This is a genomic window from Cognataquiflexum nitidum (assembly GCF_022538055.1).
In the GTDB taxonomy this organism is placed as follows: Bacteria; Bacteroidota; Bacteroidia; order Cytophagales; family Cyclobacteriaceae; genus Cognataquiflexum; species Cognataquiflexum nitidum.
Genome location: NZ_JAKZAM010000001.1, coordinates 14,625 through 40,137, shown reverse-complemented (window position 1 = coordinate 40,137; position 25,513 = coordinate 14,625). Strand labels below are relative to the sequence as shown.

Sequence of the window (25,513 nt, the reverse complement as noted above, 5' to 3'; positions counted from 1 at the left end):
TTATTTTAAAAGTTGTGATAATGGGCAAATAGGTGTTTCTTAATTTTAGGTCAATCTACTAAAAATTCGGTTCATTGAAATCCTCGGAAATAAAAATTTTCCCTTCATACTTTCCAATTTCCCTTTTTTTTTCCTCAACTTTTGGGGTAAGCGCCTCTTCGAGCAATTTCAAAAGTTCCTGTTTTTCCTTTTCAGAGAGTTTGCTCACAAATTCTTTCATTTCTTCAGATCCTTTTTTCATAGTTCAATTAGGTATTTACAATTTGAGTTTACAAAAAAACACAAAAAAACCCCTGCATCGCTGCAGGGGAAAAATGAAAATCTTTAATGTCAATTATTTAACCTACACGTAGTTGTTTAACATTACCGGCATTACCAGCATCAGGATATCTTCATTGTCTGACTTGTCAGATGGCACGATCAATCCGGCCCTGTTTGGTGCCGAAAACTTCAAGGTCACTTCTTTGGAAGAAAGGTTATTCAACATTTCCACCAAGAATTTTGCATTGAATCCGATCTCGATATCTTCACCGTCATGGTCGCATGACAATCTTTCATTTGCTTCGTTGGAGAAATCAAGGTCTTCAGCAGAAATCTGCAATTCGCTTCCTGTCAATTTCAACCTTACCTGATGGGTAGTCTTATTGGCATAGATGGCGATCCTTCTCAATGAACCCAAAAACTCCAATCTGTCGATGGTCATGTGGTTTGGATTGTCCACCGGGATGACATTTTCATAATCCGGGAATCTTTCGTCAATCAACCTACAGATCATCTTGATGCTGTTGAATTTGAAGTAAGCGTTGGAATTGTTGAATTCCACTGCTACCGGCACATTTTCGGAAGGCAGAGTTGATTTCAAAAGGTTGAGTGCTTTTCTCGGGATGATGATGCTTGCACCATCTGCGGCCGCCACATCTATCCTTCTGTATCTTACCAATCGGTGTCCGTCAGTAGCAACAAAAGTAGTGTTGGTGCTGCTCAGGTTGATATAGACCCCGGTCATGGCAGGTCTCAACTCATCGTTGCTGGTTGCAAAAATCGTATTGGAGATCGCAGAGCTCAATATTTCAGTAGACATGTCCACTGAGGTTGGGTTGGTCACTGTTGGGATTTTTGGAAAATCTGTGGCGTTTTCTCCGGCCAATTTGTACCGACCATTGTCAGAACTGATTTCGACGCTATATGTATCTTGGTCAATGCTGAAAGTAACAGGCTGTTCAGGAAGGTTTTTGAGTGTTTCGATCAAAATCTTAGCAGGAACTGCGATATTCCCATCCTCCCTTGCTTCGACATCTATCTCTGTAATCATGGAAGTCTGCAAATCTGAGGCTGTGATGGTCAATTTTCCTCCTTTGATTTCAAAAAGGAAATTTTCCAAGATAGGTACTACCGGATTGGTAGTGACCACGCCATTGATTGCAGAAAGCTGCTTTAACAGTGCATTAGAAGAAACAATAAATTTCATATGGGAAGGGCTTTATTTTCGTTATTTTTTGAATAGGGTAAATTTATAAATAAAATTATAAAAGCTGCCCTTGACTCACACTTTCCTGTAAAAAAATCAAGGTCATTAATGTATTTTCTGAGAATTATGGTAAGGATTACCGATGCTTCTTAGAAAATGTCTGCTTTTTGATGCCAATCCAAAGCATCCCGAGGATGGAAAATAAAAACACGGGAACCAGAATATTGATCACCTGCCATTTTGTTTTTTCATCCTTAACTTTGATTTTATTTAGCGGCCGGATCTGAAACTGTTTGGTTCTAGTAGCAATAATTCCTTCCGGTTCCACCAGATAACTGATCGCATTCAATAGAAGCTGACGATTGGCATACTGCATACTGCTAAATGGATCTTGTCCTAAAGGAAGAGGATTTCCATCTATGGGAGTAAGATCGCTTTGGAAAAGACTGCCCGTTCCGGCCACAATTACTTTCCCAACATTTCCATTCTCCTTAAATGAAGCTTTTTCTGCATCTTCAGGAAGGAACCTGTTTTTGAAAAATGAAGTAAAATTTCCTTCCAGTAAGTATAGCAAAGGAAGATTTTTCAATCCAAATTCATTGAGGTCAGGCTCATTTTCCATGTCTACAAAAGCCAACCTTACCGGGGAAGCTGATTTTTTGGTAAAATCAGAACTGAAAATCAAAGGGGTCTTTCTGACTCCATCTGCCTTTACAGTATCCATTGAACTCGAAAACCTAAACATCACCTGATCCAATCCTTTGGTGATAGGGTGTGAAGCCATCTTCCCTGCCAAAACAAAAAACGGCCACGGCAGCGGTACCAACTGTTGCTGATCTCCAAAATTACCCGCCATGACAGGATAGCGACCAAAATTCATGTCCTGAATCAAATCTTTGTTGACCCTGATGCCATACCTGAAGAGCAACTGGTCCAGACCATTTTCAAAAGGCATGGCCACAGTTCCCTCTCCGCCCGCCTGCGCCATGTCATAAGCCAAGGCATCTATCATAAAAATGATGTTTCCCCCATTCATGAGGTATTGGTCGAGGAGATAAATCTCCTTCTCGGAATAGACTTCCTTAGGTCCTGCTACAATCACAACTTTGAATGGGTTCAAGTCAGAAGGTTTTTTTGCCTGCTCTAAGGGGACTTTGTACACTTCATAATTATCTGCCAAAGCCTCTACAATTCCAAACCCTTCATCTTCAGTCAATTCCCCCTGACCCATAGCAAGTCCAATTTCAAAAGCCTGTTTACTGATCAATTTTCGGATTCCATTGATCAATTCAAATTCAAGATTTTCTACAGATTGATTTAGAATCTGATCGGGTCCCATTCCCCTTTCACCTTTTAACAGCAGAGAACCTGTTTCAAACTCAGCATTCCTGATAATCACTCCAGGGAAAATGAGTTTTGATTTTTGCCCACCATCTTCATTTACATAGAGGTTGGTGGGATTGATTCCGTATTCTGACAATCCGACGATATAGTCTTCTTGATCCTCTTTTGGCAAAGCCAAGGGATCCTGATAATAAAAAGTAATTTTTTCGCTACTGTAAGCATTGAATGTTCTGATCGTCTCCTCGATTGAGCGCTGAAGTCTTCTCATTCCCCCGGGGAGATTACCGGTTAGTAATATTTCCACTTCCAAAGGTTCTTCCAATGATTCCAAAACCTCGACGGTCGCAGGATGAAGGGAATACCTTTTGTCCGAAGTTAAGTCAATTCGATAAGGAACCAATGTCGCCAAAACCCATATAACAAGCAGGATCCCGGCAATGATTCCAAGGTTTTTGATAAGAGATATGTTGGAGGATCCTTTCATTTTCTACGGATTAAAATCCCCGTCAAGCCTAACATCAATACAATAATTGAAAGAAAATAAGCGATATTCTGGGCGTCAATCACCCCCCTACTCATGCTTTGGTAGTGATAGCTTAGGCTCATTTCTTCCAAAAACAAAGCAAACGGACTCATCACCTGAAGCTGCACCAAGGCTGTCAGCCCAAAATAAAGCAGGAATGAAATAAAAACTCCCAAGATAAATGCCACGATCTGATGGGAAGTCAGGGCCGATCCCAAAATCCCGATAGATGCAAAAACCGCCCCTATAAACACCAATCCGATCCATGAACCAAAGAAACCTGCATGGTCAATATTTCCGACAGGATCTCCCAACTGAACGATACTGTAGTAGTAAACCAAGGTGGGAAGCAAAGCCACCACGATCAAAGTCAGGGCAGCAGAATATTTGGCAACAATGATTTTGGGAATGGAAAGCGGGGAAGTCATAAGGATTTCCCAAGTCCCGGACTTCCTTTCCTCGGCAATCATCTTCATGGTAATGGCCGGAACAAGGAATGTGAAAACATAAGGAGTGTACACAAATAAGGGCTCCAAGTCAGCAAAACCATATTCCAACACGGAAGTGTCAGGAAATACCCAAACGATCAAACCCAACGAAACCAAAAAAACCCCAAGGATCAGGTAACCGCTCAGGTTACTGAAAAATCCGTTGACTTCCTTCCAATACAGTGCACGCATCGGCTTAGCTTTGGGTGATTTGGTGAAAAATAGATTCGAGGTTCTTTTCCTTTAGCTGAATGCTGACAAGGGTCAGATTCCTCTCCTGAAGGATTTGAAGTAATTCTTTTCTTGCAACAGCGGCATCTTTCACTTGAAGCTGAATGGCTTTATCGGAGTTGATAAAAGTGATTTCGCCCAAGGGAGCAAACCATTCCAACAAAAGTGATTCTTCTGTTTCCAATATCAAAACTGATTTGCCTGCTTCTGATTTTAGGTTTTTTAAAAGGTCCGAAGCAACGATTTTTCCTTTGGATATGATGACCACTTTGTCACAGATAGCTTCCACTTCCTGCATAATGTGGGTGCTGAGTATGAGGGTTTTGTTGGTACTTATATTCTTGATCAGTTTCCTTATCTCTACCAGTTGGTTGGGATCGAGGCCTGTGGTGGGTTCATCGAGGATGATGACTTCGGGATCATGGATCAGGGCTTTTGCCAGGCCAACACGCTGTCTGTATCCTTTGGAAAGTTGGGAGATTTTCTTGTGGGATTCGACTTCCAACCCGCAAAGCGGAATCAGTTCTTCTATCCTATTTTTTAGGGCATTCCCCTTAAGTCCGTAAAGGCCACCGATAAAATCCAAAAACTCACGGATGTACATGTCATGGTAAAGCGGATTGTGTTCGGGCAGATAACCGACCAAGCGGCTAACTTCTTTGGGATTTTGAAGGACGGAGAGTCCATTGACTAGGACATCACCCTGATCGGGCAAAATAAATCCCGTGGCAATTTTCATGGTGGTGGATTTGCCAGCACCGTTTGGACCCAAAAAACCTAAAACCTCTCCCTTCTCTGCCACAAAAGAAACCTGATCCAGCGCCTTTTGGGAGCCGTAGGTTTTGGTCAGCCTGTTTACTTCTAGTGACATGTTTGGGATTTGGGAGGCTAAATTAAGGACTTGTCTTGGCTTAATCAAAGTCTATAAACCAAAAAAGGCTTCTAAGAAGCCCCGATGAAAGTGAAATAACCAAAGGTTATTCATCTTTATTGATATTAAACCTTACAGCTTCCAATATAGAAGGCTTTGCGGTAAAATCAAAATTTGAGTATGGTTTATGGGTTATTTGGTTATTTGGTAAAAAAGTTGGAAGGTTGAAAAGTTGGAAAGTTGGTTGCGATAACCTTTGAGGTCTTTTTTGACCTCGAAGGTTTTGGGTTTAAGATGATGTTGTGGGTATTTGGTTATTGGTTATTTGGTTAAAGGGTAAATGTGGTCGACAGTCCACGGACCACAGACCACTACTACCAACTGGAGGAAAATTTCGAAATATTGATACCATTTTTTAAAATTGACCATCCTCCGATAAGCAATGGATTCTAAAACAATATCTTAATATCTCAATATCCCAATATCAAATTCTAGAAAATAAAACCTCTTACTTAGGAGAATTAATCCTCAAAACTGACATTGATAAAGCTGGCGATGCCAAACCGGAATCCTCCTCTTTGGTAATTGCTGTTTTCAAATCCTGCACCCATTTCTACCCTGAATATCCTGAAGAGATTATCCAAGGAATAGCCTAATTCCCAATAATGAGGGGAATTTTGGGTTTTGAGGTAATTGAAAAATATATTTTCTCTCACTCCCGAAAACCGCAGCATGGGCAACTGTGTCAGCAAAAACTTCCTGAACTGGTAATGTACAATCCCGCTGACATATTGGGTTTGGGTACTGTATTGGTAGTAATCCAAAAACCTGTAATTGGCGGCCACACCCATATTGGCAAAGATGGTCCTGTTACCGCCAAAATGCTTGAAGTCCATAAAGTACACCCGGTCATTATTCAGAAAGGCACCGGCACTAACATTGAAATCCAATTTTCCGCTCACCCCAAAATTGAAGAAATGCTCAATGCTCGCTTCTACCAAGTCAAACTTTGAGGCCATCGCATTATTGAATACTCCCGGAATAGCTTTGGTATACCTGAAATTGACCAAAGGAGCGGATTCATACAATGGGTTTTTTCGGCCGTTCCTGATATAATACTTCAATCCAGGTCTCCATTCGATGTTATTGGTCCAGATCAAGGCATGGTGGTTTTCAAAAGACACAGGATCAGCTTCAATGTTTTCAGGTCTGTTTGGGGTATATTCCCGCTCAGGTCGATTCCAAAGACTGACATCAGAATTATTGAATAATTCACGCCTGAAGGCATAAGTCACATTGGTTCGGTAAGTTAAACCATCCGTGATGCGGTGGTTGTAATATCCTTTCAGGAAAGATTGCTCATAAAGCTTCATGTAATTTTGCCTGAAAAGCAAGGAATACAACATGTTGACTTGTTCTGAAATTGGGTTGTCTCCATTGAACTGGAAGATGTATTTTCCCCCTGTCAACCCAACCGTATATCCTGGCCGTCCTTTGTTGACTGATCTTCGGATATCAAGCGTTCCGTAAGGCTGCTGACTGGAAAATCCATACCTGAACTCAGGCCTGAAATTCCATGATCTCCTGTGTATGGTGACAGAATCCGCCATTTTGGTATACTTTTCAATTCGGTAAAAACCTGCCAGGCCAAACTTGAATCCTTCCACTGTGTTGAAGGAGATTTTTGTAAGGTTGGTATGGAAACCTGCCGACCTGCCTTTTCCGAAGGAATAAGAACCTCCTGTCAGGATTTCTCCCGGCTTGAAGCCACGTCTTGCTTTTTTAGCAATTGAATCCACTTCACTGACTTTGGCGGCTTCGATGACTGCCAAGCTATCATCTCTTTGATATCCCCGGATTTCTTTTTCAGTCAACTTCACCGGACGGATACTGTCCCAATAGCTCAGGTCCCGCTTTTTGGCAAGTGAATCAATCGTGTAATTCCTGTTGGAAACGACTTCTGCTTCCTTGCTTTGTTTTAATTCTTCCTTTTCATATTCATTGACAAGCTTCCTGAAGTCCTTCCTTGTCATCTTGTCAGCCTGCGCCATTTGTTCCAGACTTGACACACTTTTATTGAAAGCAGTGACATCCTTGGGAACTTCGGTGACTTTTTCATCGATGATCACAGTTTCTGCAACGAGATCGGGGTTGAGTGTCACTTGATATTCACGGGTAGAAGCGAGGTATTTGTATTCCCCTGCAAAGCCAAAAAACTTCCCTCCAAAGGTGTAGGTATGCGTCGAAGGCATCCATACGTTCTCGGCTACAGGCTGATAGATCTGCTTCACCCCTATCGAAAATCCAAGCAAAGATGTCGTCAGATCCAGGCTATGGATTGCCCAAAGATCCTCAATGATATAGATGTATCCCTCAAAAACCCGCTCTCCTCTAGACCTTGGGGTCACCTTGACCCTGTTGACCATGACACCGTTTTCTACAAAAGAACCTTCATATTTGAATTGATAATAGGCGAAGGCAGAGGGTGCAAGAGGTGTGACTGCTTCATTGATCTTTGGATTGTAAAAACTCGTGGCAATGTAGGGTGCCGGCGAGGTAGCGTTATTGTCCCCATTTGTCCGGATGCTGATTACTTTTTCTTCTACCGTATTGGGCTGCTTGAAAGTAATTTTTGATACTGATTCTGTTGTGTAGGCTTCATTGAGTTTGACCCCTTCTTTTTCCAATTCCTTTTTCATAAAAAAAGGAGCATCTGTAAGTTGCCCGGTACCTTTGAGGTAAACCATCATGCTGTATTCCTGCACCTGAAGCCTGTGAAATTTGGCTTTGGAAATCGCCTTTCGCATAATCGTCAAAGCAGGATCTTCCTGTTTGGTTTTGACGGTGACCTCCTGTAAGGCGTAAACCTGCTCATCCAATTCGAAATTGAGTTCCACCCAATCCTCTAAAATAATGACTGTTTTGACTTCCGAAGCAAAACCCAAATATTGGGCTAGCACGTCATAAACCCCTTTTTTGAGGCGAAATTCATATTCCCCGCTTTGGTTGGTCGGAACGCCGTCCCCAAGGTTGCGGACATAGATGGAAGCAAACGGAAGCACGTCCCCGGATTTTGAAGTGACTTTCCCTCTGATGCCTTGAGCATTCGCCTCGACAATAAAACCGAGGAGGAAAAAACACAAAAAGATTGGTTTGAAAAGTCTTATAGTAAGGCTCATGGTTGTGGTAGTCAATGGTGTTGGAAAAATAATATTTAATGTTCTAACGAGCCATTTTTATTGTGGTTGTTGACAAAAATTAACGATAAGTAAAGGTATTTAAGGATAATTAAAAAGTGGAAAGAGGCAGGAGGTATGGAAGTAGGAAGTCTTGTGCATTTTTCCTTCAAATCATCATTTCCAATTACATAAGTCTATGACTGCCAAAAAAGGGTTTGGTTTCGGTTCTGCAAGGCGAATCTAAGATTCTTTGCTCATTTTACAGGAATTTGAAAAACCCGGTAAAAAGGCAAACCGTCTGCACTTACGCCTTCGATCTTCAAGAACATGCTTTTGGTAGACTTTGGAATATTGACTGAGAAAGTGAAGCTTTCATTCTCTACATCAGTTTTGGCGTTAGGATTCCAATAAAGCGATGGTCTAGACTCGGGGATTTCAGAATCGTCTTTTTGCATGGGGAATCCTTTGACAGGAGTATATCCTCTTATTTTGAAAATTTGAAATTCATCACTGTTGAAAACCCTGTCGGCATTTTCCTGTATCCTGCTTCCTTTTTTGGTTTTGACCATAATGACTCCTGCAAAACCCGCCATGCCAAACTGGGGAGCATTGAAAGTGTAGATTTCAATAGATTCAACTTCGGCAGCAATAAACGTCTTTAATACTGTCATTGTGTTTTCATTGGCATCAGTGATATACCTATTTCCGTCAATGATTAAGAGTGGCTCTCCATCGTTTATTCCCCAATTAAAATTCCCTAATCCACCACCTTGCATATTCATTCCCACAATGACATCTAATGTTTGCTCCGGAAATTTCTCTAAAAAATCCTGATCTATACTCCGGTCTCCGGGTCCATATCCATAGTTTTTGTCCTCCAAAGTTTCCTTTTTCAGGTCTTCCAAAACAAATTCCTCCAACTCAAAATAATCTCCCTCAAAAATATCAAGCTTTCCAATTGTGGATTTTGGCCTGGTTTCCAATTGAAGTTTGGGCAATTCCAAATTCACCGGCGGCCTTGTTTTTTCAGAGATCGACACCTGACCAAAGGACTTTCTGTTTTTGTTCAAAGCAGCAAGGGCAACTTCAGCAGAATCGGTAAATGAAAGGCCTGTACCCCAAAAATACCCGCTGCTGTCAGATTTGATGATTCCAAAATCGGTCATCTCTCCCAAAACCACAGTCAATGGAACTGCCAAAGGCTTTCCCTTTTTATCCGAAAAATAACCCTCCAAAGAAATCCCAAATTCTATTTTGTGTCCTTTCTCCGGGAAATCATACTCGGCGAGTTCTGTTCCTATCCAGTCTATTTCCGTTTCAATGGTCTGTTGCTCGCCGATGAAAGTGGCCAAATCCGCATCAATCAGTGAAATACTGAAATTACCTGCCAATAAAGTACTGTCGGGTTCCTGCACGGATAGGCTAATCGTAGCCATATTGAAAAGTTCCTCTTTTGTAATCTCTGAGGAAAATTGGATAGAAACTTCTTCTTCATTTTGATCCTTGGTCAGCCCTATATCCGATGCCACTACTTCCCTGTCACCACTGATGAGAGGCAGCGGTTTGTAAAAGAATTCTGTTTCGGGAAAGTTTCTCATCCAATTGGTGTAAGCCCTGATGGTATAATTGCCAGGTGTAATTCCTCCGGGCAGCTGAAGTTGACCTTTAGCTAATCCCACGGCAATCGGAAACTTTTCCACCAAAACTACTTCTTTATCGTCATTGAGAAGCTCAACATACAATACCCTGCTTAATGAATCCTGAAAAATTGCGTTTTGGTAAAGCATTCTAGAAGAAAACCAGACTGTTTCTCCGGGTGAATAGTAGGGTTTGTTAAATGTCAGGTAGGGTTTTTCACGTAGGTTGTTCCATTTATCTCGGTCTATCTGACTGCTGTCCACCTCAGCCAACAACTTCAAATCTTCCAGTTCCGGTCTGAAATCATGGGGCAAGGACCGTGCGACACGCTCCCTTGCGACATATCCGGAAAGTATCAACTCCCTTGGGTCCATCATGACACCATTGGCATCCACTTCAAATTTACAGTTAGGCGCATTGATCCAAGATATGGGATGAGATCTATTTGTGTAATAAGTGCTAGGCCAGTACTTTTTGGTAAAATGCACTTCTACATTTCCCGGCCACTCCATTATGAAATTACCATTTGGCAAAATTGAAATTGCCAAAGAATCCAAAGGAAGTGGCAAAAGGGAACTGCCTATCTCTTGATCAAAATCATTGGTCCGCAATGATGGTGGAATATCCTGAACGATAAATGCTTCAAACCCCTGACTATCGGCTTCATTGCGTACCAATGAATACAAAAGGTGCCTCATTGACCCAAAAAAAGCCGAATTCCGGCTTTCATTCCATTTCTGTTCATCATGATTTACCGGAGTCTCTATTTTCCCAAAATTGACAAGACCATAATATTGGAAGCCATTCTTTGTCTGTAGGTATTCCTGAAGATGATAGTCAATCTCATAGCCAAGAGCATTGTTAGCCACTTTGATAGGTTCCGAAGAACTTGCCGCAAGGTATCTGCCTATTCCTTCAGCTTTTCCTTCTTCAAAGTCAATCACCCAAGGGTTGAGTATTTCATTCTTTTTGAAAAAAGGATCATCCGGTACGGCGAGAAACACCCGTTCAAATTTGCGCAGGTTTCTTTCCCAAGTTTTGTCTCTTTTGGCAGAAAGAGAGACCTCGTCAAGTTGGTCTTCCTTTGGAGTCAGTTCAAAATTGACAGTAACCTGGTTTCTCCCGCCAAAAGAAACCTTCCTGTACTTTGTAAAATACCCTACAAAGGATGCTACGACTTCGGGGTTTTGGGGCAAAGAGCCACTGATTTTAAAATTCCCATTGATATCCGTCGTGCTTCCCAAAGTGGTATTGTTGATAAAAACATTGGCAAACGGAAGAGATTCTCCTGTCTTTTCATCTACGACCTTGCCTGAAATGACCTGAGCTTCCGAAAAACCATAAACCAGCACACCCATGATAAGAAAGGTGAATTTTGCTAGCTTATTTGGAAATGCAAATTTCATAAAGTGTATTTACGCAATTATGCCAATAGATTGGTTATCCATTTTAATTCTTGTCTGCGGACTGAAACACCCGGCACATCCCTGCCCGACCCAAGGCGGGGGTCTTCCGACTTTCGTCCCGATACCTCGGGATCCGACTCGAATAAATAAAATTTTTAGGTTACTGCCAAAGAAGCATCAATACATGTTTCATAATCATTCAAGACGGTGTTATGGACACTCAAAGGAAGATTTTGAAAGAAAAAAAATCCATAGTATCTCCACCCTGAAAGTTTAATTAAGAAAGAAACTTTAGAAAATTGACCATTTATACAATCTTAAATCCTCGTATTTGAGACATTTTGTAGAATCAACATGGACTTAATTTTGGTATAGGTGACTAAGGCAGCTTAAAATTTCAGTTGACCGGGATTTGAAAAATCCGATAAAAAGGTAGGCCGTCGCCACTCATACCTTCAATTTTCATAAACATATTTTTGGAAGACTTGGGAAGAATCACTGAGAAAGTAAAGGTTTCATTGTCCCTATCGGTTTTGACGTTAGGATTCCAATAAAGCGATGGTCTAGACTCGGGGATTACAGATTCAGTCTGTTGAACCGGAAATTCTTTGACGGGAGTAAATCCTCTTATTTTAAATATTTGAAATTCTTCACTGTTGAAAACCTGATCAGCACCCTGAGGAGTCTTTGCCCTCTTTTTGGTATTTACCATGATGACTCCTGCAAATCCAGCCATGCCAAACTGGGCTGTATTGAAAGTGTAGACTTCAATGGATTCAACTTCAGCCGCTATATAAGTTTTTAAAACCGACATAGTAGATTCTCTGCTATCCGTAAAATAGCGTGCGCCGTCAATGATTAAAAGTGGTTCTCCGGCATCAAGTCCCCAATTAAAATTACCCAATCCACCTCCCTGCATATTCATTCCGACTATTGCATCCAATGTTTGCTCCGGAAATCTCTCCAAAAAATCAGGACCTATACTCCTATCGCCTTCACCATAGCCATAGTTTTTCTCCTCCATGGTTTGCCTTTTTTCCACTTCAAAGAGGAACTCCTCCAACTCAACATATTCTCCATCAAAAATATCAAGCTTTCCAATTGTGGATTTTGGCCTGGTTTCAAATTGAAGCTTGGGCAAATTGACCAAAACCTCCGGTCTCAAAGGTTCGATAAGGGAAATTTTTCCAAATGACTTCCTTCTCTGGTTTAGTGCCGCTACCGCAACCTCAGCCGAATCGGTAAACAAAAGCCCTGTCCCCCAAAAATAACCTGATGTATCAGACTTAATCACACCATAATCTTCCATTTGTCCCAGTACCACAGTCAATGGCACGGCCAATGGTTTTCCCTCCCTGTCTGAAAAAATGCCTTCCACAGAAATCCCATATTCAATATTGTATTCTTCCTCCGGAAATTCATAATCACCAAGTTCAGATCCAATCCAGTTTATTTCGGTTTCTATCGTTTTTTCTTCACCGATAATCGTTGTCAAATCCGCATCGATCAGGGAAATACTGAAATCCGATTCCACAAAAGAACTGTCTATATACAAAACCGAAATGCTGAAGTTGGCCTTATTGAAAAACTCCTCAGGGGCAATGGTAGTTTTCAATGCCACGGTTATTTCCTCTCCTTCCTGGTCCGAAGGAAGTAAACCAGTGGGGGAAATAACCTCCCGGTCAGCTGAAATCAGGGGCAATGGCTTGTAAAAGTAATCCGACTCAGGATAGTACCTCATCCAATTGGTGTAGGCACGGATGGTATAATTTCCTGCTTTGAGGTCAGACCCTAATTGAAACTGTCCTTTTGACATACCCTCCCTTATCTCAAAAGTCTCTTGGATCACCAATTCTTTCTTTTCATTGACCAAGTCAATGTAAAGTACCCTGCTCATAGAATCTACTAAAAACTGGTTTTGGTAAAGCATGCGGGCGTTAAACCAAACGGTTTCACCTGGGGTATAATAAGACTTATTGAATGTCAGGTAGGGTTTTTCACGTAGAGAATTCCATCTTGTTTGACCCAAAAGCGCGCTGTCAATTTCAGAAAAGAGAGTAAGTTGATCCTTGGAAGGGACAAAATCATGAGGTAAAAATCTACCCACTCTATGTCTTCCCATAAATCCTGAAAAAATGATCTGCTTTGGATCGGTCGGAATCCCATTGGCATCAAATTCAAAATAGCACGTAGGAGACGTGATCCAACTGAGAGGGTAATATACTCTGGTGTAATAATCGTTTGCCCAAGTCTTCTTTTTGAAATGAATTTCAACTCTATCAGGCCAATAAAGTCCAAAATTCCCATTGGGAAGTGTGTCAATTTTTAAGGAATCAAAGGGAAGTGGTTTGATGGAATTTCCCAATTCCTCATGGAATACATTTGTTCTCGTTTTTGGTGGAAAACTGTCTACCAGATATAGCTTATATCCCTGGCTGTTTGCTTCATCATGAAGCAGAGAATGTAGGAAATGGCGTAGCGATCCGAAATAAGTGGAGTTTCTTTGATCTTCCCAAGATTTCTTTTTTTCGGTGGAGACTGTGTCTATTTCATGAAAATTGACCAGCCCAAAATAGTTAAAGCCGTCCTTGGTCTGGATAAATTCCCGTAAATGGTAATCCAAATTATACCCTAAACCCAAATTAGAAACTTTGAGTGGCTCCGAAGCACTCGCCAAAAGGTATTTTGACCCGCGGGTTTTCCCTTCTTCAAAATCAATAACCCAAGGATTGAGGATTTCATTCATTTTGAAAAATGGATCATTTGGGACCGCCAAAAATACCCGCTTGAATTTTTTGAGATTTCTTTCCCATCTTTTATCACGTTTGGATTTGAGCATTACTTCATCCAATTGGGATTCTTTAGATACCAACTGAAAATTGACAACAATTTGAATTCTATTGCCAAAAGAGATTTTTCTGTATTTGGTAGTGTAACCGACAAAGGAGGCGACGACTTCGAGGTTTTGGGGCAGGGATCCGCTGATTTTAAAATCTCCATTGATATCAGTCGTACTTCCCAAAGTTGTATTGTTGATAAAAACATTGGCAAAAGGAAGAGGCTCTCCTGTCTTCTCATCTGTGATTTTCCCGACAATTACTTGGGTTTTTGCCAAAAGAGGGAGCAATAAAAAAATAACGCACAAGATTGACTTCATCAATCTTAATGGCCTAACAGAATCTTTTGTCACTTTACTGAATTTTTTGGTACCCAAAAGAAGAAACTCTAAGATAAAAAAAACCATAATATCCCCACAAGAAAAGTTTAATTTGTCAAAACCCTACTGTAGATATTGAAGCATATTCATAATCGAATTAGGCGCATCTCACCCTTCTTAAATAAATGCAGCAAAGTATGCCAAATGAAAAATCATGATTTATCACAAAAAGGTGAAATAAAAGAATAAATTTACAGACCTGTCAACCCTGTAAAAACAAAAAAGTGTCATTAAAAGACCAAATTTTTTTTTCATCTCAAACAGTTGGAAAACAGCGAATAAAGAGAAACCTAAATAAAGTTGTTTTCTGTGGGCTGACCTTTTTGATTCTTGCGGCTGTAGGAATCCCAAATCTACTTGCGCAGACAGTCTTTACAGAAATCAGATTTGAGCAGCAGGATTTCCCAAAAAGAGCACAATATTTTTTAACAGGAAAAGTAACTCACTTAGAAACCAATGAAAACCTTGCGGGTGTCTCTGTCCATATTGATGGTTTTTTTACAGGCAACAATACCGACAAAAACGGCCAATACATCCTTTCATTGGATTCAGGCAGGCACCGCATAGTGTTCCGTCAATTTGGAAAAAGACCGGTGCATTACCTGGTCCAACTTTACGGAGATGGAATATTGGATGTGGGACTTGTCAACCTCGATTTTGAGCTGGAGGCATTTACAGTCGAAGCGGATGAAAGGGACAGGAATATCCGCAGTCCAATCACAGGGGTGACCAAAATGGACATCAATGACATCAAACTTGTGCCGGCTTTTATGGGGGAACCGGATGTTTTCAATGTCCTCCAATCCATGCCCGGCGTGACATCGGTCGGGGAAGGTTCGGCAGGAATGAATATCCGTGGCGGTCAGGCAGACCAAAACCTCATAATGATGAATGAAACCATAGTATTGAGCAACAGTCACGCCTTGGGTTTTTTGTCTTCCTTTAACGGTGATGCACTCCAAAATTTCACTTTATATAAAGGTGCCGTACCGAGTTATTTTGGTGGACGGAGTTCCTCTGCCCTGAACATAGAAATGCGGAAAGGAGACAAAGAAACCTGGAAAGGAAGTGGATCATTGGGAACTGCAGTAAATAAATTACTGATAGAAGGTCCGATCGTCCCCGAAAAGACCTCCATGATTTTTGCATCCAGGCTATCCAATGCCAATTGGCTTTTGGACAGAGCGAATGAAGTGGATGTACAAAACAGTAAAATAAACTTTCACGATATTTATTTGGGCATCAACCATCAGTTTACTGAAAAAAATAACCTTGATTTTAATCTCCTGAATACCGGTGACTTTTTCAGGTTCTCTAATCAATTTGGATTTGATTGGAATAACCTTGTAGGTTCCCTTACAAGCCGCAATTTGTTGACAGACGACTTGTCTTTAGTAGGTATGGTGGCATATGGTTCATTCAACAATACCTTTTTTGAACCTTCAGAAGTAGATCCATCCAAGATTGAAAATGGCCTGTACTATTTTCAAGGGAAAATTACAGGACTTTGGACTTTGGATAAGGTCGACATCAACTTTGGAGCAGAGGCCATCCAATATCAAATGAGGCCTGAGTCCCTGATAGCCCTGACTTCAGAATCAGGAATTTTACCCGAAACTATCCGGAAAGAAAGAGGGATGGAATATGCCCCTTTTATCTCAGCTGATTGGAATCCGACAGAAAGTCTATCATTTTCAGGTGGAATAAGGTATTCCAATTATATACAACAGGGACCAGATTCGATCTTTAGGTATGAAGAAGGTGTTCCAAATACCAGATTAAGCATCATTGGTGTTGATTTCATGGAAAGCGGAAAAGTCGTCAGATACAATGGCTTTGAGCCAAGGTTTTCATTCAGGTGGACTTTTGATAAAGTCAATTCTATCAAAGGTGGCTATTCTGTGATGAACCAATATCTCCAGACCATCTCCAATGCTACAGGCCCCACTCCCATTGACCTGTGGCAATTGAGCACGACCTACATCAAGCCACAAAGATCCCACAATGCTTCCCTGGGATTTTTCAGAAATTTCAAAGAAGATGAATGGTCCACCTCGTTGGAAGGATTTTACCGAACTACCGCCAACCAATTGGAATACAGGGATTTTGCAGATCTTTTTGTAAACCCACACATTGAAACCGAATTGATCCAAGGGGAAGGACTTGCCTATGGTGCCGAACTTTTGATCCAAAAAAACAGCGGCGGCATCACCGGTTGGCTTGCCTATACCTTTAGCCGTTCGCTTATAAGGACCACCTCCGAGTTTCCGGAGATTCAGGTAAATCAGGGAAATTGGTTCGCGACCAATTTTGACAAACCGCACAACATCTCCCTCGTCACCAATTTCCATATCGGAAGAGGACGGACTTTCAACACCAATGTCAATTTTTCATCTGGCAGACCTGTAACGGGACTTTCGTCTAATTATGTGGTTGGAGGAATCTTTGTGCCGAATTTTGGTAACAGGAATGAATTCAGGATTCCAAATTATTTCAGAATTGACCTCTCCTACCTGACCAATGGCTTTGTGAGAAAGTGGGACGACAAAATCAATTTTAGCGTCTATAACCTTACCGGAAGGAGAAATGCCTATTCGGTTTTCTTCCAACGGGAGGGTAGAACTCCACGATTGGTACCTTATCAGATTTCGATTTTGGGATCGGCTTTCCCATCTTTTACCTACACTGTTGCTTTTGGAAAATGATCAAGAATCATCACATATCAATCCGATTCCTTTTGGTATTCCTCTTATACTTGGTGCTTCCTGTTTCTTGTATTGACAAGCTTGATTTTGTAGGAGAAACAAAGGAGGGCCAATTAGTAATCTATGGTTTGTTTACCGACATCAACGAAAGGCAGGTTGTAAATGTAAGTCAGACGACTGCGACAGGTTTGGCCCCAAAGGGTATTCCAAATGCACAGGTTTATTTATTGAATTCCAGAGAGGAGAGAGTTGCTAGATATAATTCCGTAGGAAATGGAGATTATGAAATCTTTGGAATAAAAGCCAATGAAGGAGAAAGATATGCCATTGAAGTAACCTTGGGAGACAACTTATATCGATCAAAATTGGAAAAAGTCCCAGAATTGCAGGCGGAAGATCAACTGAGTTTTGATTTTGTAAAAGAACCTTTTCGTACTGAAGCACCTGAATCTGTATTCACAGTTTATTCAGAGACCATGCTGCCAACTACTCAAGATCCCATATACCTGAGATGGACAGTCGAAGAAACCTACATATGGCCATTGGTGTACCTTCCCGGGACAGGATTTCCACCTCCAGTTCCACCACCATGCTTTATCTCAGATGTCATCGAACCCAACCGACTCAATTTATTTGACGGATCGGGAACAAGCACCCGAAGGACTAAACTTGTTCTTGCAAAAAGAAAAGTGGACAATTCCTTTTTGTATCCGTTTTTTGTCAGTGTCAAGCAACTCAGCATCAATAGGGAGGCCTATGAATATTGGGAAAAAATAAAAATCGTCATCAACAACCAAGGCTCTCTTTTTGATATCCCGCCTGCGCCGGTCTTTGGAAACATCGCCAATGTGGAAGACCCCAATGAAACTGTCCTTGGATACTTTGAAGTTGCCAAAACCAAAGTGACCAGGATTTATACCACCCGGGCAGATGTCCCCTTTTATTTGGTTGATCCTTGTCAATTTTTTCCCAATAAGCCTGACGACTCCTATGCATCAGAATGTAAAAGCTGCGATGCCAGGGCACAAGGGAGAAGGTGGACAAACAATGCCCCTGACTGGTGGAAGTTTGATTAAATTTTTCTTTTGGTAGATTTTGTTGAATGGCTGAAACCCATTTTGCCAGTTTTTTCATAAAATTTTTCAGTTCGTCATATTTATTGATTGCTTCTCCTATTCAAACCGGGTATTTTTTATAAATCCTGTTTTATTAAGCTTTATACCCATCGCAGGAGAACCGCATTTTAAGAATTCAAGAAAGAATCCATGTTGAACACCATTTTATTGTAAGTAATTATTTCTTTTTCCTCTGTAGGTTGGTAAAGCACCCAAAGGCTCAAATTAAACTCAGAAGGTCCATTAAAGGCAATAAAATCCAATTATGTTCTATCAAATTAACAGATGGATTTGTTGTAAAAATGATAATCTAAAAATATTTGGTTATTTTTTTAACATATAAATGACATTTTTATTGCATTTTTAAAATTCATGGGTAATTTAGTGCCCATGATTTATATTTTATAAGCTCATTTATAAAAATATGGTCAAAAAAACAACCTAATCAATACCAAAACCTATTAAACCTATGAAAAACAACTTTACAAATCTCCTTAAAGGAGGAACAGTACTTGGCATGATGCTTATGGTACTATCTATGACAAGCGTAATGGCGCAGGAAGAAGAAGAAGAAGCAGACGACTTCACCTTTAACGTCACCTTGAATTCCGATCAGTTTTTCGGATTTTATCCCGTCTTTCAGGGGGGATACAGTATCAGTGAAAAAACTGACTTTACATTTTATGGAATCCTATGGTCCGGTGGTACGGGAGCAGCATGGGGAAACTGGACCGAATTTGGAGTCGGTTTCAATTTTAAAGTGGCTGAAGGAATTGCAGTAAATCCTCAAATCGGTATTCTTGGAGGTAACCTCTTGTCTTCAGGTGCAGCAGGCAGCGGAAGATTGGGCGATGGTATCGTTCCGAACCTGACTGTCAATTTAAACAAAACCAAAACTGAAGGACAAATCTATGCAGGTTTGTATGCACCGCTGAGGAATGAAGCACCCTCTACCGGCACTACTTTATCTTATCTCCACTATTGGGTGAATTATGGATACAAGGTTTCTCCGTTTTTCTCCTTGGGTGCACATTATGAACACCTGATCAATACCGGCGGATCCAATGTCGAAACCTCCACTGATGTCTATCAATGGTTAGGTCCCTACATCCAATTTACAAAACCAACCGGCGGACCTTTTGCAAGATTTTCGTTTGGTACCGATTTGGTTGAAGGAAACGATTCATTCTTCAAGCTGACTACAGGTTTTAGCTTCTAACACACGACAACAGGGCCGGTCTTTTACCGGCCTTTTTTTTTAAAAGGATACCTGCCTTAAAATCACCCCATCACAAATTTTCTAAAAGCTATCTCCCTATTGAACATCCACCCACTCCAGATGAATAGGGGTGCATCCAATTTTTGCCGACCTTACATTTCTCCTTTTCTTAAAATCGATTTTCAAATAAGCCACCAAAAGCGATTCGCAATCTCACAGACCCAAAGTAAACAGCCGAAGTCTGCCATTTCCATGAAATATTTTAAGTGTGACGTAATTTTTTTACTAACCTATTGTCATTTAGTCTGTCAAACTGACACAATAAATAGTGAATTCCGGATTGGCACATGAGTTGTCTAATAGCTTTCGAATCAAAGTCGTAATCAATAACAGAAAATATAAAATCATGGGAAAAATCATAGGTATAGACTTGGGTACCACCAACTCCTGCGTTGCCGTAATGGAAGGTAACGAGCCAGTGGTCATCCAAAACAGCGAAGGAAGAAGAACTACACCATCCATCGTGGCCTTCCTAGACAATGGAAACGGAGAAAGAAAAGTAGGTGACCCTGCAAAACGTCAAGCCATTACCAACCCCTCCAACACCATTTCCTCTGTGAAAAGGTTTATGGGCAAAAAATTCTCGGAAGTATCTGAAGAGAAAAAACACGCATCTTACAAAGTAGAAAAAGGCGCAAATGACACCGTCGTGGTTAAAATCGGAGATAGGTCTTACACACCACAGGAACTGTCCGCCATGATTCTTCAGAAAATGAAGAGTACTGCTGAAGATTTCTTAGGACAAACTGTCACTGAAGCTGTCATCACTGTACCAGCTTACTTCAATGATGCAGAGCGTCAGGCGACCAAAGAAGCCGGACAGATTGCAGGTCTTGAAGTCAAAAGAATCATCAACGAACCTACTGCTGCCGCATTGGCATACGGTATGGACAAGAAAAACCAAGATATGAAAATCGCAGTGTATGACCTTGGCGGTGGTACATTTGATATTTCAGTCCTTGAATTAGGTGATGGCGTATTCGAAGTAAAGTCTACCAATGGTGACGTACACTTAGGCGGTGATGATTTTGACCAAAAGATTATCAATTGGCTTGCCGAAGAATTCCTTTCTGAAGAGCAGATCGACCTGAGAAATGATCCAATGGCTCTTCAAAGATTGAAAGAGGCAGCTGAAAAAGCAAAAATCGAACTTTCAAGTTCCGCATCCACAGAAATCAACCTGCCATATATTACTGCTACCCAAACAGGTCCAAAGCACTTGGTAAGAACTTTGAGCAGAGCAAAATTTGAACAGCTTTCTGCTGACTTGGTAAGAAGATCCATGGAACCTTGTAAAAAAGCTCTTGCTGATGCAGGCATGCAGCCATCAGATATAGATGAGGTAATTCTAGTCGGTGGTTCTACAAGAATTCCAAAAATACAGGAAGAAGTAGAGAAGTTCTTTGGCAAGAAACCTTCCAAAGGTGTCAATCCTGACGAAGTTGTGGCCATCGGTGCTGCTATCCAAGGCGGTGTTTTGACAGGGGAGGTGAAAGATGTGTTGTTGCTCGATGTGACTCCGCTTTCTTTGGGAATCGAGACCATGGGTGGTGTATTTACCAAACTGATCGAATCTAACACCACTATCCCAACCAAAAAATCAGAGGTATTTTCCACTGCAGCTGACAGTCAGCCTGCCGTTGATATTCATGTATTGCAGGGAGAAAGAGCTTTGGCTAAAGACAACAGGTCCATCGGAAGATTCCAATTGAGTGATATCCCACCTGCCCCAAGAGGTGTTCCGCAGATTGAAGTGACATTTGACATCGATGCCAACGGTATCCTCAATGTGTCTGCAAAAGATAAAGGAACAGGCAAAGAGCAGAAAATCAAGATCGAGGCTTCCTCCGGTTTGTCGCAGGATGATATCGAAAGAATGAAGCGCGAAGCTGAAGCAAACGCTGCAACTGATAAAGCTGAAAAAGAAAAAATCGAAAAATTGAACCAAGCTGACAGTCAGATTTTCCAGACAGAAAAGCAACTGAAAGAATATGGTGACAAACTTTCAGATGGTAACAAAGCCAACATTACCGCTGCTTTGGAGGGATTAAAATCCGCTCATGCTTCAAAAGATGTTACAAGCATAGAGTCCGCTTCTGAAGCATTGAACAAAGCTTGGGAAGCAGCTTCTCAGGAAATATATAATGCCACCCAAGGTGAAGGTGCCCAACCAGGACCTGATGTCAATGCAGGCGCAGGTTCATCTAATACCGGTGATGGTGTATCAGACGTAGATTATGAAGAAGTGTCTGAAGACAAAAAATAATTTTGAATTAACCTAATATGCGACGGCATCTGTATGAAAGTATGGATGCCGTTGTTATTTAGCGGAAAAAGACCCTAGATGCGAAATTGAAAAACCCATCGTCTTTCATCAGGACTACTAAAATCCCCAGTCTCATATCTCGCTTCTCGCTTCTAATTCTCAAATCTCCAGTCTCAAATCTCCCCTATGCAACTCACGCCAGATAATAAACTTAAAAAACTCATCATAGTAGGTGACAGGGTTTTGATCAAACTCAGAAAAGCCGATGAAAGAACCGCCACAGGACTTTACCTTCCTCCGGGAGTTCAGGAAAAAGAAAAAGTGCAGCAAGGCTTCATCATCAAAACAGGTCCCGGTTATCCCATTCCTATGCCGGCAGAGGACCGCGAGCCTTGGATGGAGGCAGAAGAAAAAATCAGGTATGTCCCACTTCAAGCTAAGGAAGGGGACTTGGCAATATTCCTTTTAAACGGTGCCTTTGAAGTTATCTATGAAGGGGAAAAATACTTCATTGTGCCACAGCATTCCATCCTGATGCTTGAAAGGGAAGAGGAACTTTAAGGCACCTTAAAAACCCAATCAGAATCTTCAAAAATGATTTCCCCTCTTTTCTTCCTCAAAAGACTTCATAATCCTGTTTTGATCTCAAAAGATAAAATCACCTAACTATTAAGTAATGCGTACTCCTTTGCAAAATAGCTTAAAATAACGTTGGCACCTGCCCTTTTGATACTCAATAACGATTCCAACATGGCCCTTTCTCCATCAAGCCAGCCTTTTTGAGCGGCAGCCTTGACCATCGCATACTCGCCGCTGACATTGTAGGCAGCAATGGGCAGGTTTGAATTGTCTTTGAGCAATCTGATGATATCCAAATAAGCCAAAGCGGGCTTGACCATCAAGAAATCTGCCCCTTCGGCTGTATCCAATTCCGCTTCTATCAATGCTTCCCGGTAATTGGCAGGATCCATTTGATAAGTCTTTTTATCTCCCATTTTGGGTGCTGAATCCAACGCATCTCTAAATGGACCATAAAAAGCCGAAGCATATTTGGCAGTGTAGGACATAATGGAGACGTCTTTATAGCCATTTTTATCCAAAATCGACCTTATATACCCTACTCTCCCATCCATCATATCCGATGGTCCGAGTATATCCGCTCCCGCCTGTGCCTGCGCCAAAGACATTTTGCCCAAAATCTCCAATGTCTCGTCATTCAAAATCTTTCCATTTTCTACAAGCCCATCATGACCATCCGAACTGTAAGGATCCATTGCCACGTCCGTCATGACCACTGCCTCAGGGAATGAACTCTTGATTTTGTAGATTGCTTTGAGGTAAAATGTCTCAGGATTGTGACTTTCAGTAGCGAACCTGTCTTTTTTGCTATCAGGATAGGCAGGGAAAATATCAAATGCCATGATGCCAAGCTTCATACATACTTCTATTTCTTGCAACATCAGGTCCAAAGAATACCTATAAATCCCCGGCATAGAGCTTACTTCAATCTTTTGGTTGATTCCATCAATCAGGAACATCGGAAAAATAAAGTCTTTGACAGAAAGTCTTGTTTCCTCCACCATATTGCGAATCCCTTGGGATTTTCTGTTTCTTCTCGGTCTAATGAGCATAGTAGTCTGAATTTAGTCAAATCAAAGTTAAATGTTTAGCACTGAAATTTACTTGGATTATCCGATCAATGAAAAAATCCGGTCTGTGTCCATCTCCCTAAAATCATCAATATAAAGGTCGCACACCGGCAGCTCAGACTTGGAATGGGAGGACAAGACTCCCACTACTTTCATACCTGCATTTTTGGCAGCTGTGACACCGGAAAAGGAATCTTCAAAAACTACACATAAATCGGGTTCGACTTGAAGGTTAAATGCTGACTTGAGGTAAACCTCCGGATCGGGTTTGTGTTTGGTCACGTCCTCACTTGCCAAAATGGACTCCATCCTTTCCATCAGAGACAAAGTGCCTGCAATCAATTGAAGGTTGGCAAAAGGGGCTGAAGTGGCTACCCCCGTCAAAAATTCATTGACTTTGAGTTGGTGGAAGAAATCCTGAAAACCTGCGATAGGATCAATTTTGTCCTTGTATATTTCCCTGAAGAGGCCTTCTTTCTCATTCTCTAATTCCAACAATTCCTCTCCGGCGATTTTCCTTCCAAAAAAGTGACTCATTATATAGGAGTTACTTTTGCCGTACATGTGCGCTTGAAATTCCACCTCTGTCGGAAACATTTTCCTTTTGGCAAAAAACTCTCTGAAAGCCATCGAATGAAACGGATTGGTATGGCAGATAACGCCATCCATATCGAAAATAACTGCTTTTTTCATGGATTAATAGGTCTTCTTACATTGGCAAAGCTAACAAAAGGACATTAAAAAACCCTCCGAGATATTTAATTCTCCCGGAGGGTTATTATTTCAATGAGTCTAAATCTACGAAAACGCCTATTTTTCAAACTCTTTGACCACTTTCTCAATAATATCACAGCAGTCGTGCAGTTGCTCTTCGGTCATGACCAATGGCGGGGCAAAGCGAATGATATTGCCGTGGGTGGGTTTGGCGAGAAGGCCGTTATCTTTTAAAGATACACACATGTCCCAAGCGGTACTGCTGTCCGGGGAGTCATTGACCACGACTGCGTTGAGTAGCCCTTTGCCCCTGACGAGTTTGAGGATGCTATATTTCTCCACCAAAATCTGCATTCTTTCTCTGAATATCTTTCCTAGTTTCCGTGCATTTTGGGCTAATTTTTCATCTCTTACCACTTCAAGCGCTGCTATAGCGACTTTTGCTCCCAATGGATTCCCCCCAAATGTAGATCCATGCTGACCGGGCTTGATGACTTCCATGATATGGTTGTCAGCCAAAACAGCGGATACAGGATAGAATCCACCTGAGATAGCTTTTCCTAAGATCAACATGTCAGGTTTGGTGTAAGTATCTTGCTTTTCGCAATGTCCTTCGCAGGTACAATTGCCACAGACCGCTAAGAGCGATCCTGTCCGTGCGATACCTGTCTGGATTTCATCAGCAATGAAAAGGACATTCTTTGCTTTGCAGACCTCGGCAGATTTTCGAATAAAATCTTCTGCCGGAGTATAGACACCTGCTTCACCCTGAATCGGCTCTACCAAAAATGCCACTACATTCCTGTCCACAAGTGCATTTTGCAAAGCCGAAATATCATCATAAGGTATCTTGACAAACCCTGGGGTATAGGGGCCAAAATTCTTTCTCGCGTTGTTATCTGAAGAAAATGAAATGATGGTAGAAGTCCTGCCATGGAAATTATTTTCCGCTACGACAATAACTGCTTGGTTTTCGTCCACGCCTTTTCTTTCATATCCCCATTTTCTAGCTATCTTCAAGGCAGTTTCCACCCCTTCCGCACCGGTATTCATGGGAAGGACTTTGTCAAAGCCAAAATATTCTGTAATATATTTCTCAAATGGACCCAATACATCATTATAAAAAGCCCTTGATGTCAAAGTAAGGGTACTTGCCTGCTCAATCAAGGCATCTTTGATCCTTGGATGACAATGCCCCTGATTCACGGCAGAGTATGCCGAAAGGAAGTCGTAGTATTTTTTACCTTCTACATCCCAAAGGAAAACTCCCTCTCCTCTTGACAAAACAACCGGTAATGGATGGTAATTGTGTGCTCCATGCTTGTCTTCCAATGCGATGGCTTGACTACTTGAGTTTATTGTTTCGATCATAATATTTGTAGATTTGCTACACATCTAGGATAAATTCACCGCGAAAAGC

Annotated in this window: 16 protein-coding genes; 5 read left to right on the top strand and 11 right to left on the bottom strand. The window is 41.4% G+C overall.

Features of this window, described 5'->3' with window-relative positions; translation table 11 throughout:
- Positions 1 to 58: 58 nt before the first annotated feature.
- From MMU07_RS00155 to MMU07_RS00120, 8 genes are all read right to left on the bottom strand, one after another.
- On the bottom strand, positions 59 to 241 hold the full coding sequence (locus MMU07_RS00155; protein ID WP_241123800.1) for a hypothetical protein: 183 nt from the start codon (positions 239 to 241) through the stop codon (positions 59 to 61).
- Positions 242 to 343: 102 nt separating this feature from the next.
- Positions 344 to 1,468, bottom strand: coding sequence for a DNA polymerase III subunit beta (dnaN, locus tag MMU07_RS00150; protein ID WP_241123799.1), 1,125 nt, complete (start codon positions 1,466 to 1,468; stop codon positions 344 to 346).
- Between the two features lie 136 nt (positions 1,469 to 1,604).
- Entirely contained in the window at positions 1,605 to 3,296 is a 1,692-nt protein-coding gene (gldG, locus tag MMU07_RS00145; RefSeq protein ID WP_241123798.1) for a gliding motility-associated ABC transporter substrate-binding protein GldG, read from the bottom strand.
- Positions 3,293 to 4,015, bottom strand: coding sequence for a gliding motility-associated ABC transporter permease subunit GldF (gene gldF / locus MMU07_RS00140; RefSeq protein ID WP_241123797.1), 723 nt, complete (start codon positions 4,013 to 4,015; stop codon positions 3,293 to 3,295). Before gldF ends, gldG begins: the two co-directional genes overlap by 4 nt.
- A gap of 4 nt (positions 4,016 to 4,019) precedes the next feature.
- The gene (gldA, locus tag MMU07_RS00135; protein ID WP_241123796.1) at positions 4,020 to 4,925 is read right to left on the bottom strand and encodes a gliding motility-associated ABC transporter ATP-binding subunit GldA; all 906 of its coding nucleotides are present in this window, start codon (positions 4,923 to 4,925) and stop codon (positions 4,020 to 4,022) included.
- A gap of 521 nt (positions 4,926 to 5,446) precedes the next feature.
- Entirely contained in the window at positions 5,447 to 8,104 is a 2,658-nt protein-coding gene (locus tag MMU07_RS00130) for a DUF5686 and carboxypeptidase regulatory-like domain-containing protein (RefSeq protein WP_241123795.1), read from the bottom strand.
- Between the two features lie 254 nt (positions 8,105 to 8,358).
- Positions 8,359 to 11,148: a carboxypeptidase-like regulatory domain-containing protein gene (locus MMU07_RS00125; protein WP_241123794.1), complete on the bottom strand. Its 2,790-nt coding sequence runs from the start codon at positions 11,146 to 11,148 to the stop codon at positions 8,359 to 8,361.
- Between the two features lie 397 nt (positions 11,149 to 11,545).
- Positions 11,546 to 14,305, bottom strand: coding sequence for a carboxypeptidase-like regulatory domain-containing protein (locus MMU07_RS00120; protein ID WP_241123793.1), 2,760 nt, complete (start codon positions 14,303 to 14,305; stop codon positions 11,546 to 11,548).
- A 284-nt stretch (positions 14,306 to 14,589) separates the two neighbouring features.
- Between MMU07_RS00120 and MMU07_RS00115 the strand changes: the two genes are divergently transcribed.
- The 5 genes from MMU07_RS00115 to MMU07_RS00095 all read left to right on the top strand — a co-directional run bounded on the left by MMU07_RS00115 (position 14,590) and on the right by MMU07_RS00095 (position 22,291).
- Positions 14,590 to 17,070 (top strand): TonB-dependent receptor, encoded by a 2,481-nt coding sequence (locus MMU07_RS00115; RefSeq protein WP_241123792.1) that lies wholly within the window; start codon positions 14,590 to 14,592, stop codon positions 17,068 to 17,070.
- A 32-nt stretch (positions 17,071 to 17,102) separates the two neighbouring features.
- Positions 17,103 to 18,146: a DUF4249 family protein gene (locus MMU07_RS00110; protein WP_241123791.1), complete on the top strand. Its 1,044-nt coding sequence runs from the start codon at positions 17,103 to 17,105 to the stop codon at positions 18,144 to 18,146.
- A gap of 508 nt (positions 18,147 to 18,654) precedes the next feature.
- The gene (locus MMU07_RS00105; protein ID WP_241123790.1) at positions 18,655 to 19,404 is read left to right on the top strand and encodes a DUF6733 family protein; all 750 of its coding nucleotides are present in this window, start codon (positions 18,655 to 18,657) and stop codon (positions 19,402 to 19,404) included.
- Positions 19,405 to 19,810: 406 nt separating this feature from the next.
- Positions 19,811 to 21,730, top strand: a complete 1,920-nt coding sequence (gene dnaK / locus MMU07_RS00100; protein ID WP_241123789.1) for a molecular chaperone DnaK — start codon at positions 19,811 to 19,813, stop codon at positions 21,728 to 21,730.
- A 186-nt stretch (positions 21,731 to 21,916) separates the two neighbouring features.
- The gene (locus MMU07_RS00095) at positions 21,917 to 22,291 is read left to right on the top strand and encodes a co-chaperone GroES (protein ID WP_241123788.1); all 375 of its coding nucleotides are present in this window, start codon (positions 21,917 to 21,919) and stop codon (positions 22,289 to 22,291) included.
- A 101-nt stretch (positions 22,292 to 22,392) separates the two neighbouring features.
- On the opposite strand, the gene hemB is transcribed toward MMU07_RS00095, so the two are convergent.
- From hemB to rocD, 3 genes are all read right to left on the bottom strand, one after another.
- Positions 22,393 to 23,361, bottom strand: a complete 969-nt coding sequence (gene hemB / locus MMU07_RS00090) for a porphobilinogen synthase (protein WP_241123787.1) — start codon at positions 23,359 to 23,361, stop codon at positions 22,393 to 22,395.
- Positions 23,362 to 23,418: 57 nt separating this feature from the next.
- Complete coding sequence (locus tag MMU07_RS00085; RefSeq protein ID WP_241123786.1) at positions 23,419 to 24,072, bottom strand: HAD family hydrolase; 654 nt, start codon at positions 24,070 to 24,072, stop codon at positions 23,419 to 23,421.
- A gap of 117 nt (positions 24,073 to 24,189) precedes the next feature.
- On the bottom strand, positions 24,190 to 25,464 hold the full coding sequence (rocD, locus tag MMU07_RS00080) for an ornithine--oxo-acid transaminase (protein WP_241123785.1): 1,275 nt from the start codon (positions 25,462 to 25,464) through the stop codon (positions 24,190 to 24,192).
- Positions 25,465 to 25,513: the final 49 nt, after the last annotated feature.